The organism is candidate division WOR-3 bacterium (assembly GCA_039802005.1).
GTDB lineage: Bacteria > Hydrothermota > Tepidihabitantia > SM23-42 > JAOAFX01 > JAOAFX01.
Genome location: JBDRVV010000015.1, coordinates 32,690 through 47,622, shown reverse-complemented (window position 1 = coordinate 47,622; position 14,933 = coordinate 32,690). Strand labels below are relative to the sequence as shown.

At 38.6% G+C, this 14,933-nt stretch carries 12 protein-coding genes; 10 read left to right on the top strand and 2 right to left on the bottom strand.

Annotated features, from left to right (window positions below; all coding sequences use genetic code 11):
* Nucleotides 1–7 precede the first annotated feature (7 nt).
* The 8 genes from ABIL69_06370 to ABIL69_06335 are packed head-to-tail and all read left to right on the top strand — an operon-like array spanning nucleotide 8 to nucleotide 7,810.
* Nucleotides 8–415, top strand: coding sequence for a hypothetical protein (locus ABIL69_06370; protein MEO0123610.1), 408 nt, complete (start codon nucleotides 8–10; stop codon nucleotides 413–415).
* Nucleotides 412–2,310, top strand: a complete 1,899-nt coding sequence (locus tag ABIL69_06365) for a DnaA/Hda family protein (GenBank protein MEO0123609.1) — start codon at nucleotides 412–414, stop codon at nucleotides 2,308–2,310. Before ABIL69_06370 ends, ABIL69_06365 begins: the two co-directional genes overlap by 4 nt.
* The gene (locus tag ABIL69_06360) at nucleotides 2,311–3,897 is read left to right on the top strand and encodes a tetratricopeptide repeat protein (protein ID MEO0123608.1); all 1,587 of its coding nucleotides are present in this window, start codon (nucleotides 2,311–2,313) and stop codon (nucleotides 3,895–3,897) included.
* On the top strand, nucleotides 3,887–4,672 hold the full coding sequence (locus tag ABIL69_06355) for a protein-glutamate O-methyltransferase CheR (protein MEO0123607.1): 786 nt from the start codon (nucleotides 3,887–3,889) through the stop codon (nucleotides 4,670–4,672). Before ABIL69_06360 ends, ABIL69_06355 begins: the two co-directional genes overlap by 11 nt.
* 24 nt (nucleotides 4,673–4,696) lie before the next feature.
* Entirely contained in the window at nucleotides 4,697–5,158 is a 462-nt protein-coding gene (locus ABIL69_06350; GenBank protein MEO0123606.1) for a chemotaxis protein CheD, read from the top strand.
* 3 nt (nucleotides 5,159–5,161) lie between these two features.
* A complete protein-coding gene (gene cheB, locus ABIL69_06345) occupies nucleotides 5,162–6,172 on the top strand; it encodes a chemotaxis-specific protein-glutamate methyltransferase CheB (protein ID MEO0123605.1) in 1,011 nt (336 codons plus the stop codon).
* Nucleotides 6,169–7,041, top strand: coding sequence for a tetratricopeptide repeat protein (locus ABIL69_06340; GenBank protein MEO0123604.1), 873 nt, complete (start codon nucleotides 6,169–6,171; stop codon nucleotides 7,039–7,041). The genes cheB and ABIL69_06340 overlap by 4 nt, the downstream gene beginning before the upstream one ends.
* Nucleotides 6,992–7,810 (top strand): inositol monophosphatase family protein, encoded by an 819-nt coding sequence (locus ABIL69_06335; GenBank protein MEO0123603.1) that lies wholly within the window; start codon nucleotides 6,992–6,994, stop codon nucleotides 7,808–7,810. Before ABIL69_06340 ends, ABIL69_06335 begins: the two co-directional genes overlap by 50 nt.
* On the opposite strand, the gene mtnA is transcribed toward ABIL69_06335, so the two are convergent.
* Both mtnA and folD read right to left on the bottom strand, forming a co-directional pair.
* Nucleotides 7,811–8,836 carry an S-methyl-5-thioribose-1-phosphate isomerase gene (gene mtnA, locus ABIL69_06330; protein MEO0123602.1) on the bottom strand — a complete coding sequence of 342 codons (1,026 nt, stop codon included), beginning with the start codon at nucleotides 8,834–8,836 and terminating at the stop codon, nucleotides 7,811–7,813.
* The gene (gene folD / locus ABIL69_06325) at nucleotides 8,837–9,724 is read right to left on the bottom strand and encodes a bifunctional methylenetetrahydrofolate dehydrogenase/methenyltetrahydrofolate cyclohydrolase FolD (GenBank protein MEO0123601.1); all 888 of its coding nucleotides are present in this window, start codon (nucleotides 9,722–9,724) and stop codon (nucleotides 8,837–8,839) included.
* Nucleotides 9,725–9,958: 234 nt separating this feature from the next.
* Here folD and ABIL69_06320 point away from each other — a divergent pair, with 234 nt between their 5' ends.
* A complete protein-coding gene (locus ABIL69_06320) occupies nucleotides 9,959–12,844 on the top strand; it encodes a S8 family peptidase (protein ID MEO0123600.1) in 2,886 nt (961 codons plus the stop codon).
* 79 nt (nucleotides 12,845–12,923) lie between these two features.
* Nucleotides 12,924–14,861 (top strand): M14 family zinc carboxypeptidase, encoded by a 1,938-nt coding sequence (locus ABIL69_06315; GenBank protein ID MEO0123599.1) that lies wholly within the window; start codon nucleotides 12,924–12,926, stop codon nucleotides 14,859–14,861.
* Nucleotides 14,862–14,933: the final 72 nt, after the last annotated feature.

Here is a 14,933-nt window from a genome sequence, read left to right as displayed (position 1 = left end):
ATTTTATGTGAAGGGAAATTTTGCGACAATTACCTTAACTGATGCCCAGATCGAAAAACTGGAAAAACTGCTGGGTAGTTTTTATAATCAAACAAATGTGATATGGTCAATGTTGATTACCAGCTCCGGACATTTATTAGTGCAGCGAGGTTTTACAAGACCCTTTGATGTTTTGGCTATTGCTGCTCTTACTTGCAACATATTTAATTCTACGATGGAACTTGCACATATTATAGGAGAAAAAAAATTTTTTGAATTGTTACAAGAAGGAAACAGGGTGAGTCTATATTATGTGGCACTTGATGGAGAGTATCTACTTGTTTCGCTGTTTGACGACAGAACAATACCCGGTGTTGTAAAAGTTGCTTCAGAAGAATTTACAAAGAATCTTAGAAACATTTTGAGGATAGCATGATCAAAAAGAATTTTAGCTTTGACAATTTCTATGTTTATGAAGGGAATAAGGTTGCATTTATGGCAGCCCAAAAGGTTGTTCAATTTCCGGGTGAGGTATTTAATCCCCTCTATGTTTACGCTACTGGTAGCTATGGTAAAACCCATTTTCTATGGACTCTTTACACTGAGTTATCAAAGAAAGAGTCTGCCTTTATTTTTACACCAAGAGAATTTGAAGAATATTTGCAGCAAAATACACAATTTGATACCGCGGTATTTGTTGATGATATAAATCGGGTTAACGAAAGATTCCAGGATTCAATATTAGCGATGATTGATATTTTGATTACAAAGAATAAACAATTATGCTTCAGCGGGAATGCGCCGCCCCGGGAGTTAAAAAATCTGGGTACAAAGGTGATATCGCGTATTGAAGGTGGACTTGTATGTGACCTTCAAGCACCGCGTGAGATTGCACTGGTGGAATTTATAAAAAAGAAATCCGAGGAGAGGGGAATTATTGTCCCTGATGAAATAGCCCTTGAACTTACTCAACTTTCAGGCGGTTCTTTAAGAACAATAGACGGAATGTTAAATAGATTGGTTGCTTATGCATCGCTTGGTAATATTACATTTGATTTAAATACAATCCGTTTGATATTAAAAGAATTTTATCCACGGGGCATATATAGCCCGGTAGCATCGCTTGTTGAAGAATTGAAAAAGAGTGCCGATGAAGTTATCACTGAAATTGCAGAAGTCAAAGACCCACGCACCGAATACAAAGAAAAAATTTATATCTGGGAGATGAAGGGTTTTGATACATCAGCATTAAAACCTCTGCTTGATGCCGAGATTGACACGCTCGCCAGTGCCTATAATGTCTTTATAAAAAAAGTGGAGAGGTTGATTGAGTTACAGAAAGAATTTGGTGCCTTAAATGTTTCAAAATTCCCTGAAGATGCGATGAAAATAGAAACTATGCTCTTCTCACCCGATAAAATAGAAGAAATTGAGGCATTATTAAACTCAATAAAAGAGAGATTAAAGGGCGAAGAGAAAAAACCTTTCAGAAATTATTGGATAACCGATTGCAACAGGACTGTTGTAGAATTGTATGAAAAGACAATTATTCCTTCCTTGGGGAAAGAGTTCAACCCCTATATAGTATTCGGTGGTGCGGGGACAGGGAAAACATTTCTCTGTCAGACGATAGCGGAGGATTTAAAATTCCGTGGCTATAATCCTGTAATTATGGATTTTGAAAGTGATACACAGGCACTCTCTGAATTAAAAGAGTTAGCCGATGTTTTATTAATTGATAATTTTCATAAGATATTTTTGCTGGATTTTGATTTGCGTAACAAATTGATTGAAAATATCATTGGACATATAAAACAGGAAAAAGGAGTGTTTATCTTTTCCGAACCATTCGGTGACAATGTTACATTAAACGATAATGAGAAAATGGTATTACAACTCGGCATTGAGGCAAATTTAAAAGAACCGGACCCCGAGATAACCGAACTTTATCTTAAATCAAAAGTTTCTCCAGAAGAATATGAGATAATTAAAGCAAAAGGAATACCCGAGTTCAAGAGTTTCCAGGAGATAGACTCATTTATCGTTGATTTAAGAAAACCACAAGTTGTTGTAGAAGAAAAGCCAGCTGAAGAAATTATAAGCTTAGGTTTGCCGGGCGAAGAGGTTCTCAAACCGGCTATTGAAGAACCGATTATTGAAAAAATTGAACCCCGCGAAGAAATAACTCAAATCATTGAACCTGCAGTAGAACCTCAATCTAAGCCCGCTGAAACCCAATTTAAGAAATTAAAAGAAGAGCGCTTGATTATTCAAGAATTATCCGACGAACTACTTGAAGAAAATTATGTACCTTTACCCAGGAGTGAGTAGATGGCGATAAAAGGTTCATTAAGTGAAGCAACCCTACCTGATGTAATTCAGCTCTTAAGTTTTTCGTTGAGGTCTGGTTGTCTGTCGGTCACCGATGGGAAGAATTTTGGAAATATTTTTATCAAAGATGGAAAAATTATTTACGCTACATTATTGAATAGAAAAGACCGTCTGGGTGATATACTTTTGCGCAAACAGGTCATAGACGAATCTGCTCTAAAATCCGCGCTTGAAGAACAAAAAAGAACAAATAAAAGGATAGGGGAGATTCTCGTTGAAAATGGATATATTACAAAAGAAATTCTTGAGAAAGAACTTGCCAACCAAATAGCAGAAACGATATTCACTATGCTCACCTGGGAAACAGGCTATTTCAATTTTGAAGCCGATTTATTGCCAGGAAACGAAGAATTTCTTGTCCAACTATCACCCCAGGAACTCTTGCTTGAGGGTGCAAGGCGTATAGATGAGTGGCGTAAACTGGAAAAAAGATTGCCTTCATTTGAATCAATCCTTGCAGTAAAGAAAGATTACAGCGAAATACCATTGACACAAGAGGAATTGAAAGTCTTACAATTGATTGATGGAAATCGTACAATTGACGACATTTTAAAATTATCTGAATTTGACTTTTTTGAGACTTGCCGCACAATCTATGCTCTGATTTCAGCAGGAATTGTAGAAAAACCTGAAAAGACAGAGGTTGCAAAGAAGGCGATAGGTGATATAAATGAGTATAAAAATCTCGGATATGCATTTTTTAAAACCGGTATGTATGATGAAGCCGAACGGGAATTCAGAAAGGCATTAGAGATAGCCCCGGATAATGCCGAATCACTTATGTATTGCGGTCTAATTGAATTGAAAAGAAAAAATTTTGAAAAGGCTGAGGATCTTTTGAAGAAAGCAGCAGAGATAGAAAGGAATCCTGCAATATTGAATAATTTAGGTTATCTGTTTAGTAAAAAAGGAGATTTTGATCGAGCCCAGACGGAGCTCAGTCAAGCCCTTGAATTATCACCAGACGATCCCAGGATAAATTGTAATTTGGGTATTGTTTTCTTTAATCGTAATGAATTAGAACAGGCAGAGAATTTATTTAAAAAAGTGATTGAAAGAAAACCAGAATTTATTACTCCATATATTTTTCTTTCCTTAATATATATAAAGTTAAGTGATATCCAACGGGCTGTTGATTTTCTCAAAGAGTGCATTGATAAATTTCCACGCCTTGCCGTATTTAAAAATAACCTTGCAGTTATTTATGAATCACTTGATTTACCTGAAGAAGCAGAACGTCTTTATCGCCAGGCCATCAACGATGAACCTCAGAATAATAAGATATGCCGAAATCTTGCGGATTTTTATTATGAATCACAGATTCTTGGAGCGGCAAAGGAATTTTATGAGAGAATCCCGGAAGAAGAAAGAGATTGGGAAACTCTGTTTAAATTGGGTAATATACTGATGAGGCTTGGTGATGCTGACGGGGCTTTAAATAACTGGGAAAAGGCGAGGAAATTAAACCCTACAAATACAATAATTATCCAGAATATTGAATTGTTAAAGAAGTCTCGTGGACAATAATTTTCATAATCTGATAAAATTTATTGAAGAAAAGACTGGTTTTAAATGTCACAGTTATAAAGAAAGACCTTTAATAAGACGTATAAGGGTCCGGATGCGAGCGGTTGGATTGAATGAATTTTCCGATTATTATGAATATCTTAATAGAAATCCTGACGAACTTAAAAAACTACTCAGTGTAATAACCATAAATCTCTCTTATTTTTTCAGAAATTTTGAGACATTTGATTATCTAAAGACAGATATTTTACCAAAATTTGCCAAAAGTGAAAAAGTTGTTTTCTGGAGCGCAGGCTGTGCCCAGGGCGAAGAGGCATATTCATTGGCTATAATTGCTTCTGAAGCAGATATCATAGAAAAGACCATAATTTATGCTACTGATATCGATGATGATGCATTAAAAAAAGGAGAGCAAGGAATTTATTCGACAGCGGTATTTGAGTATACGCCGTCAGAATATCTTATTAAATATTTTGTAAAATACGACGGAGATTATAAAATTAAGGATAATATTAAATCATTTGTTAAATTTTTCCATCTTGATTTATTTGATAACTTTCCATATGGTCCCTGTGATTTGATTATGTGTCGCAATGTCTTGATATATATGAGCAGAAGCGCTCAATCCGACCTGGTCCGCAGGTTCTATGAAATTCTCAAACCCGGTGGTTATCTTGTGATAGGTAAGGTTGAATTACTTCTTGGTATACCTGAAGCAAAATTTTTTAATATTGTGAACAGGACAGAGCGTGTATACCAGAAGGTCACCTCATGATAAGATCTAATCACGCATAAAATTATGACGAACGAGATCAGAGTGGGTATTGGTGAGGTAAAGGTAGTCAGGGGAGATGTGATACTTTCTGCCTATGGTGTTGGATCCTGTGTAGTTCTTGCACTATATGAACCAAAAACCCGTACCGGTGGATTAGCCCATATTCTTCTACCCCATGGTGCCGATGGTAGTTTCAAACATCCCAGAGGTGCGATTGAGGAGTTGCTTAAACATTTTTCCAATATGGGAGTCGACCGGAGCCAAATCCTCGCAAAGATAGCAGGTGGTTCAACGATGTTTGGTGAATTATTACAAACATCAATTGGTGAGAGGAATGTCCTTGAAACTAAAGAACAATTGAAAAGATATTCAATACCGCTTGTTGCTGAGGATGTTCATGGTAACTGGGGAAGGACAATATTTTTCTATGTAAATACTGGTGAGGTTTTAATAAAATCATATCGTCATGGGGAAAAGAAGATTTGAGGTATGAAGAAAGTGTTGATTGTTGAAGATTCTGTATTGATGCAGAGGGTGATCGGAGATATTATTCAATCGTCTGGTGAATTTGAAGTATGCGGATATGCCCGGAATGTTGACGAAGCGTGGGCAAAGTTTAATAAATGTAATCCTGATGTTATAACCCTGGATTATGAATTACCCGGGGAAAACGGACTTGCATTTCTGCAAAGGGTTATGTCTATTAGACCAACCCCGGTTCTGATGCTTTCTGCACATACCCATAAAGGGGCAGAAATTACAATAAATTCTCTCAATTTAGGCGCAGTTGATTTTTTCCCGAAACCTTCGGGTCCTATCTCTATCGATCTCTATGACTTCAAAGAAGAATTGATTACAAAATTAAGATATGTTGCACAGGCAAATCTGCGTCCATTTTTATCAGCACCTCGGGTTGTTCCAAGTATAAAGAAAGTTGATTTTATAGTCGGCATTGCATCTTCTACTGGCGGGGTAAAGGCTTTGAATTTTTTACTTTCATCTTTAAATAAAAATTCTGGTTTTAAGATCATTGTTGTGCAACACATGCCTAAATTCTTTACAGCCAGTCTGGCGATGCATCTTGACGAGAAATCAAGCCTTAATATAAAAGAGGCATCAAACAATGATTTAATACTACCGGATACAGTCCTAATTGCACCAGGTGGTAGTCATATAAAAATACATCCATCTGGTAAGTCGGTCATTTTGAGCGATGAGGCTCCCAGGTATGGGTTAAAACCATGTGCGGATTATCTTCTTGAATCAATGGCGGATGTATACAAAGATAAAGCAATCGGGATTGTCCTTACTGGTATGGGGCACGATGGAACAAAAGGCTTATTGAAGATAAAACAACTGGGAGGAATAACGATTGCCCAGGAGCCTTCAGAGGCAACAATTGCAAGTATGCCTCAATCAGCAATTGATGCTGGTGCTGTTGATTATGTTTTACCTTTACATCTTATTGTAAAAAAACTTACGGAAATGGCAGGACAATGATTAATGAAATAAAGAAAAAATTAGAAGAGCTGAGAAAATTAATAAAGGAATACACACCAGATAAAGAATCGGCTATAAAAGAACTTATAAAGAATATTTATATTGAAATTGCGAATAATATAAAATACTTAAATCAGGCTCAGGATGAATTGAGACAAATCGCACAAGATTTTCGGAACCGAAAGACGAGTAAGGTTGATATGGATAGATTCTATTCATTTATAAAGGCACGCACTTCACCTGAGCTTGATCTTGCTACACTTCTTGATCGTGCCTGGAATCTGATTGTCATGGAAGATTATGATGAGGCAATGAGCGTATTGAAAAAGGCACTTGATATTGACCCGAAAAATACCCGTGCACTTGGATTGAGTGGATTGGTTTTAATGAATAAAGAATTATATGATGAGGCTATGCTCTATTTCCAAAAGGTTTTATTGATTGAACCCGGGAATCCTTTTGCATTGAATAACCTTGGATTTATATGCTATAAAAAGGGAATCTGGGGAGAGGCGATTGAACATTTGAGCAAGGTTGCTAAACAGACCAAAGATAGAATGGCAAGACTTTATGCCAATTATTATCTGGGGCTTGTATATTATGAGAGAGGTATGGTTGTAGATGCAGTAAAATTTTTTGAAGAGGCACTAAAACTCGGACCCAATCTCCAGGAGGCATATTATTATTTAGGCCTTGCAGAATTAAAAAGATATGAATTTCGTAAGGCAGTTGAATATTTTGAAAAATGTATAAAAATTGATAAAGATTCAAAATATGGAATGCTTGCCTATGAAGAGGCAGAAAGGATAAAACCGATAATTGAACCAGAGAGAATCTTTAAGAATCGTAATAAAAATGATGTTAAATAAAATACAGGAAAAGGTCATTAAAATTGTTGTAGAAACCGGGGATTATATTTACCACCTTTCCAATAGAAGAAAACATATATCTTATAAGGGAGTAGTAAATCTTGTTACGCAGTTTGATAATATTGCCCAGAAGAGAATTGTGGATTATCTGAGGAAGGAATTCCCGGATTATGGTATTCTTAGTGAAGAAAATATTAGTTATGATACCCACAAAAAAATAAAATGGCTCATTGATCCACTTGATGGAACAACAAATTTTGCCCATGACTTACCCATATGGGCAATATCTATTGGGCTTGAAGTTGAAGGTGAGATTGTGCTCGGAGTTGTTTATGACCCAACAAGGAAGGAATTATTTTCGGCAATCAAAGGTAAGGGTGCATTTCTTAACAAAAAAAAGATATTGGTTTCAAAGACAAAAAAACTTGGACAGAGTCTGCTTGTAACTGGATTTCCTTATGATATAAGGGAGAGTAAAGAAAATAATCTTGATTATTTCGCACGTTTCTGTGTAACCGCCCAGGCAGTGAGGAGACTCGGTTCAGCAGCACTTGATCTATGTTATACTGCCTGCGGAAGATTTGATGGTTATTGGGAGATCAAACTTTCACCCTGGGACCAGGCGGCAGGTTCTCTGATTTTGAAAGAAGCAGGTGGGAAAATAACCGATTTTAAAGGCAAACCATTTAATATATATGGCAAAGAAGTTCTGGGCACGAATGGCTATATACACAATCAAATGATGGAAGTATTGAATAAAAAAGTTTGATCAGTTTTTTATTTTTTGCTTTAACGTTCTTATGCTTCTGGCTAATGGCTGCTTAATTATTCCCATTTCTGTTATAATCCCTGTTATCAGTTTCTCAGGTGTAACATCAAAGGCTGGATTGCAAGCCTTTGCCTGTTGAGCAATTATGCGTCTATTGTTGAAATAGAATATTTCATCTGCACAACGGAATTCAATCGGAATTTCACTCCCCGATTTTATATTAAAATCAAATGTTGATATCGGTGCCGCAACATAGAATGGTACTCTATAATATCGGGCAATTATCGCGAGTCCCTGGGTTCCAATTTTGTTTGCGGTGTCTCCATTTCGGGCAATTCGGTCTGCACCAACAAGGAGCAAATCCATTTCTGGCATATAAGTGGCTGCCATATTATCACAGATTGCATATGTTTCTATTCCATTTTTAGTGAGCTCCCAGGTTGTAAGCCTTGCACCCTGTAAAAGCGGTCTTGTTTCACAGGAATAGACAGTAAATTTCTTTCCCATTTCCTTTGCGGTATAAAGGATACCTAATGCAGTCCCTATGCCACTCGTTGCAAGGGCACCAGCATTGCAATGCACCATTATCTTATAGCCATTTTTAATCAGCCTTGCCCCATAAAAACCTATTTTTTTACATGCCTCTTTATCTTCTCTTTCAATTGCCTGTGCTTCTTTTAATAATGTTTGGTATATATCATGTCGGGTTCCTATTTTTTTTAAGCATTTTTTCATTCTTTCAATTGCCCAGAATAGATTTACTGCAGTGGGACGGGCAGATTTTAGATACTCAGCATCTTTGAAAATTTTTTTATATGCATCTTTGCGTGCGGACAGAACCAAACCATAAGCCGCGGTCACTCCAATCAATGGTGCACCACGCACCTTTAAGGTTTTTATTGCATTATACACATCTTTTATATTTTTCAAACGAAGATAAATTTCTTTTTCAGGGAGTCTTGTCTGGTCAAGGATAATTATTTCATTTCTATTTTTATCATATTCTATGGTTTTGAATTTGAGCATTTATATTATTCCTGAATGCCTTTTTGCTGAAAGTATCGTATTGTATAATAACATTGTTATCGTCATCGGACCAACACCACCCGGGACCGGTGATATTGCACTCGCCTTTTTACTGACTTCCTCAAATTCTACATCGCCGATCAATCTAAAACCACTCTTTTTTGTAGGGTCTTCTATCCTATTTACACCAACATCAATCACGACTGCACCTTCTTTTACCATATCACCATTTACAGTGTGTGGGCGACCAGCAGCGACAATGAGTATATCTGCCTGTTTCGTGTATTCTGCCATATGCTTTGTGCCAGTGTGGCACATTGTGACCGTGGCATTTGCACCAGGTTTTTTTTGGACGAGCATCATTGCCAGTGGTTTACCTACAATATTACTCCTTCCCACAATTACGACATGTTTTCCCGAAATTTCAATTCCATTGCGTATTAATAACTGCTGTATCCCATGGGGTGTGCAGGGCAGAAAACAATCCACACCGATCATCAATTTACCTACATTTACGGGATGGAATCCATCAACATCCTTATCCGGGTCTATTGCATATAAAACCTTTTCTTCATTTATATGGTTGGGTAAAGGGAGTTGGACCAAAATTCCATGGATTGCTGGGTCGTGGTTTAGTTGCTCAATTAATTTTAAAAGTTCGGACTCTTTATAATCACTATCAAATTTATATTCCCTGGACATAATCCCTACTTCTGCACAGGCTTTCTCTTTTCCTTTCACATAAGAGATTGAGGCAGGATTATCACCGACAAGTATTACTGCGAGTCCTGGAAGAATATTATGCTTTGTCTTTAATTCGGCAATTTCTTGTTTCATCTCTTCACGCATTTTTTCAGCAAGTTCTGTTCCACTTAAAATTTTTGCCATTTTATCTCCTTTCTGTAAAGAATTAATTCTTAAAAAGTTATGGGATTATATAATAAAAATAGATAAAGTCAATGGCAATCTTATACATTATTTTATGGTTGACAGTTTCAAAATTTTAATTATAATTTAACATAATAAGAAACATTCAGATTTTGAAAATTTGAAAGGAGGTGATGCCAGAATAAAAAACGAAGATATTAAAAAAGGGGATAAAAATAATAAGAAGGGGGTTCTATGAGATCAGTATACATATTAATAGCGCTAATTTCAGTTGTGGGGGTAGTAGAAGCCAAGGCTTTGATTGACCCACAACTTGAAGAGGTCATCGCTTCAGTGAAAGACAATGACCAGGTTGAGATACTGGTGGTCTTTAATGAGCAATCAGATGAAGACTACCTGCGAAATCTCGTCGCTGATTTACCCAGACGCGAACAGAGATATCCTGTGGTAAATTACTTAAAAGAACTTTCCGCAAGGACTCAGGAACCGCTTGTCAATTACCTTACGCTTCAGACCCAATCCAATAAGGTTTCTGAGATTAAATCTATGTGGATTATAAATGCACTTTATTGCAAGGCAACGCCAGATATAATAAATGAAATAGCGAATAGAAATGATGTCGCATTTATTGCTTATCCCTATATTGTCAGTGAGAATATTTTATTGACTTATGGCGAGCCGGTGCCGGTTGATGTACTTGATAGCCGAGGAATTGTATGGAATCTAAAACTTATTGCTGCTGATTCCTGCTGGGCAGCCGGATATAGAGGTCAGGGTGTAATTGTTGGTATCATTGACACGGGAGTTAATTACAACCATCTTGACTTAAGTAACCATATGTGGACCGACCCAAATTATCCTTATCATGGCTGGAATTTTGAAAATAATAATAATAACCCGATGGATGCTAATGGTCATGGTACGCACTGCGCAGGCACTATTGCATCAGATGGTTCAGCTGGTGACACCTGTGGTGTAGCACCTCAATGTTCAATATTGGTTTGCAGGGTTAGAACATCCATCGCCTATCCAATGCCTGATACTATTTCCGAGCAAAATGTTTTTGATGCGATGCAGTTCTGTATCGCTCCACCTCTTTCGCCAACCCATGGTGCAGATGTGATATCAATGTCTTTGGGCTGGTATGTTGCCTGGACACCAAGAAGGAGTATGTGGCGTAAAGCAGTAACGAATGTGGCACTTGCGGGTATACCATATTTTATTGCTGCAGGTAATGAGAGAGGTTATACTTACTGTCCTGTTCCCTATAATCTCCGCTGCCCAGGTGATGTTCCTCCACCCTGGCATCATCCATCAGAAGCACAGGGTAGGCTTGCGGGTGCGATCTCTATTGCGGCAACCGATAGTCTCAATGCGCTTGCCAGTTTTTCTTCCTGCGGTCCTTCGTGCTGGGAAGATGCACCATGGTATTGGGACTACCCGTTTAGACCGGGACCTGGAATTTTGAAACCGGATATTGCTGCCCCCGGAGTTAATATAAGGTCATGTCTATATAGCAGTAACAACGGTTACACTTTAATGAGCGGTACTTCCATGGCGACACCACATTGTGCAGGACTTGCTGCTTTGTTACTTTCAAAGAATCCGAATCTAACCGTTGCCCAGATTGATAGTATCATGCAGTTCAGTGCCCTCGACCTTGGAACTGCTGGCAAGGATACCATGTATGGTGCGGGAAGAATCCGTGCAAAGCGGGCAATAGATATGACACCTGCTTCTGGTTCACTGCCTGATTTGCGCCTTGCGGAATTCGGCACGGTCGTTCTTGACCCAGCACCGAATGGCAATGGTAATGGGTACTTTGATCCTTCTGAGCGCATTACCCTCGTTGACACAATAATCAATTTGGGAACTGCCACGGCGACAAATGTAACTGGTAAATTAAGGACTACAAGCCCACGCATAACAATCATTGATTCAACTGCAACTTTTGGAAACATCAATCCTAAGGCAAAGGGTCATAATGGAGCCGACCCATTTGTACTCCAAGCAGATACACTTATTCAACTGGGTACGCTGGTGCCATTTGAATTAGAACTAACTGCCGGAACTTATACAAGAAAACTGTATTATCAACTTAGAATGGGTTCAATCTGTGGTCCGGATAGTTTTGGCTATTTTATGATTGATAATACAGACTCCTTCTACACTGAGGCGCCAATTTATAACTGGATAAACATAAATGCCAACCAGGGCGGTCCCGGAACGAGCATTGGAACCGGTGGAAATGATGTCACGCTGAGAATTCGTTCACCCTTCACAATCAGACATTATGCAAAGAGGCTTGGCGGTGCAACTACGGATAGTATTTCAGTCTGTTCCAATGGCTGGATTGCATTCGGCAGGCAGACGAGCACTGTTCAATACAATAGCATATTACCAAAGATGATGGATTATGGCTCACAGAGTTCAGTGCCTAATATGGTCGCGGCATTCTGGGATGACCTCAATGGTTCTTCACCTGCTACCTGGTGGTATTATAATGATGCTACAAATCACCGTCTGATAATCCAGTGTGATTCCTTCATTACCCTTGCCAATATGTTCCAGTCATTCCAGTATATAATCTATGATTCCACTACTGCTGGTCCAGGAATGCGCAATGATATTGTAATTCAATATCGGCGGGTCACTAATCCGACGAGCTGCACGGTCGGACAGCAGGATTCGTTGAAAAAATACGGCATGAGCTATCTCTTTAATAAAGTCTATGACACCGGTGCGGCACCGCTCGTTGCCGGTAGGGCAATAAAGTTTACAACTAAACAGCCGAAGATGAAGAACTGGATTGGAGTTCAGGAATTTACGAACTATGTTGACCCGGGAACAAAAAGGATAAGTCTGGCGCCGAATCCAGCAAGAAATTCGGTTAATATTTTCTATACGGTGGATAAGAAGGCAAAGATAACTGTAAAAGTTTATAATACCATCGGTCAGGTCATAAGGACACTCGTTGACGAAACGAAGACCCCTGGTGTTTATACTGCAAAATGGTCGGGTGATGATGAACTCGGACGGGAAGTTGCATCCGGTGTATATTTCTTCAACCTCCAGATTGAAGATAAATCGTTCAATACACGCGGAATCCTGTTGAAGTAAGAAACAAAAAGGGGGAGAGCAATCTCCCCCTTGATTTTTTTTATTTTTTTATTATAATAATTTTAACAGAAGGAGGTTTATGAAACATATTATCCGATGCTTAAGTCTCGGAATGCTTTTGGTTTCGCTTGGAATGGCGTCAAACAAGATGGAGGTATGGCTATATTTCAAGGATGCGGATGAATTGTTTTCAAAGATGGGGACGCTCTTTGGTGAACTGGATATCTGCACGGTGCAACAAGCAGATAATGGTGAATACTATCTGGTACTAAATACAACAAAAGAACAATATGAGCAGATAAGGGCACTCGGATTTAAGACCGTTATCACCTATGAAGATATTGCGGAAAAATTCTACGAGATGGCGGGTTCAAGAGACCCACAGATATTAAGGGACTTTGGCTATTTCTACACCTACTGGGAGATGAGGGATACATTACAAACCCTTGCAAACTCATTTCCAAATATTACCCGATACTATAGTGCGGGTAATTCCTACCAAGGGTTGCAGATGGTTGCTTTCAAAATTTCGGATAATCCCCTCGTTGATGAAATGGAGCCCGCAGTCTGTTTCAATGGTGCAACCCATGCAAGGGAGCCTATGGGAACGACCCTTTGCATTGATTACATAAAGTATTTACTAACTAATTATGGCACAGATTCTCTTGTCACCTGGTTTGTAAATAATCGTGAAATTTATTTTATACCGGTGATGAATCCAGATGGTTATAGATACAATTCTGATTCTGGTGGTGCAACGAGTAATATCCGTAAGAACCGGCATTTATATTCAGGCCAGAGTTCATCAACTGCGGGTGTAGATTTAAATCGTAATTATGGTTATAAATGGGGTTATAATGATGTTGGTTCAAGCCCATCGGTAACTTCTGATGCTTATCGCGGTCCTTCAAGATTTTCAGAGATAGAGACTCAGAATGCACGTGATTTCTTCTTACCCAAAAAAATAAGGACCCAGATTGATTACCATTCTTATGGGGCATATAATCTCTGTGTCTGGGGTTATTCCGGTAGTGCCGAGCCGATTCCAGATTCGGTCACGGTTTGGGAGATTCTTGACTCAATGCGGGTGAAGAACGGATTTTCTGCGGCGCGCACAGGTCCGATATATCGGGTTCTTTATGCGGCGAATGGAACTTCAATTGAATGGGAGATGAAGGATACCCTCCATAATGGTGTGCCTAAGTTTGTCACTTATGCCTTCAGCATTGAGACAAACCAGACTGATTTCTGGGATGGATATAATAATTATACGGTAATTCAAAATAACATAAACCAATGCCGTCCGGTTAATATCTATTTCACCAAGATTGCCGGTGTATTCTTTGATAATCTCCAACCGGTCGTTGCTGATACTTCACTGGGAAATGGAACAGGTCAACTTGACCCAAATGAGACATCCCATTTATGGATGAGGATCAGAAACCGTGCAATCCATCCCCTTGATTCCGCATACAATATCACTGCACAACTCATCTCCCTTGATACACAGATTGTTGTCCAGACCGGAACCGCTACTTTTCCGAAGATATACCGTAAGAGCACGGGCAATAATAGTGCCTCAAGATTTGTTGTAAGATGCAGTCGCAATGCGACACCCGGTGCAGTAAAACCATTGAAATTGATACTGACATTTAAGGATGATACCTGTACGATAACCCAGGGAATTAATTTCTCGCTCACAATCGGGAATAATCCAGTTGGTATAACCGAATCGGATAGGGAAAAACAGATCGAATCATTTGTTAAACTGCATAGTAATCCTGCAACGGGAAGTATTGAATTTGCGTTCGCCCAGATTCCTGATAAGGATGCATCTTTGATAATTTATGATGCTACGGGAAGGCTGATAAAGAAATTTGATAATCTGAATCAAAGGTTAATCTGGGATGGGACTGACCACATGAATTTGCCAGTAGAATCAGGTGTCTATTTCTATGTCGTGCAAAAAAAAGGTAATGATTTAAAAAGAGGCAAATTCGTCTTTATCGGCAAATAACCAAGAGGAAAACGACAGATACTTGTAAGGCAAGGCTTTAGCCTTGCATCTTTGAATTTAAATAAATGCAAA

Bases quoted from the DNA above. Each gene is read 5' to 3' on its own strand.
- ABIL69_06340 (MEO0123604.1), top strand. From the start codon at position 6,169: ATGATTAATGAAATAAAGAAAAAATTAGAAGAGCTGAGAAAATTAATA.
- cheB (MEO0123605.1), top strand. From the start codon at position 5,162: ATGAAGAAAGTGTTGATTGTTGAAGATTCTGTATTGATGCAGAGGGTG.
- ABIL69_06350 (MEO0123606.1), top strand. From the start codon at position 4,697: ATGACGAACGAGATCAGAGTGGGTATTGGTGAGGTAAAGGTAGTCAGG.
- mtnA (MEO0123602.1), bottom strand. From the start codon at position 8,836: ATGCTCAAATTCAAAACCATAGAATATGATAAAAATAGAAATGAAATA.
- ABIL69_06320 (MEO0123600.1), top strand. From the start codon at position 9,959: ATGAGATCAGTATACATATTAATAGCGCTAATTTCAGTTGTGGGGGTA.
- folD (MEO0123601.1), bottom strand. From the start codon at position 9,724: ATGGCAAAAATTTTAAGTGGAACAGAACTTGCTGAAAAAATGCGTGAA.
- ABIL69_06360 (MEO0123608.1), top strand. From the start codon at position 2,311: ATGGCGATAAAAGGTTCATTAAGTGAAGCAACCCTACCTGATGTAATT.
- ABIL69_06315 (MEO0123599.1), top strand. From the start codon at position 12,924: ATGAAACATATTATCCGATGCTTAAGTCTCGGAATGCTTTTGGTTTCG.
- ABIL69_06365 (MEO0123609.1), top strand. From the start codon at position 412: ATGATCAAAAAGAATTTTAGCTTTGACAATTTCTATGTTTATGAAGGG.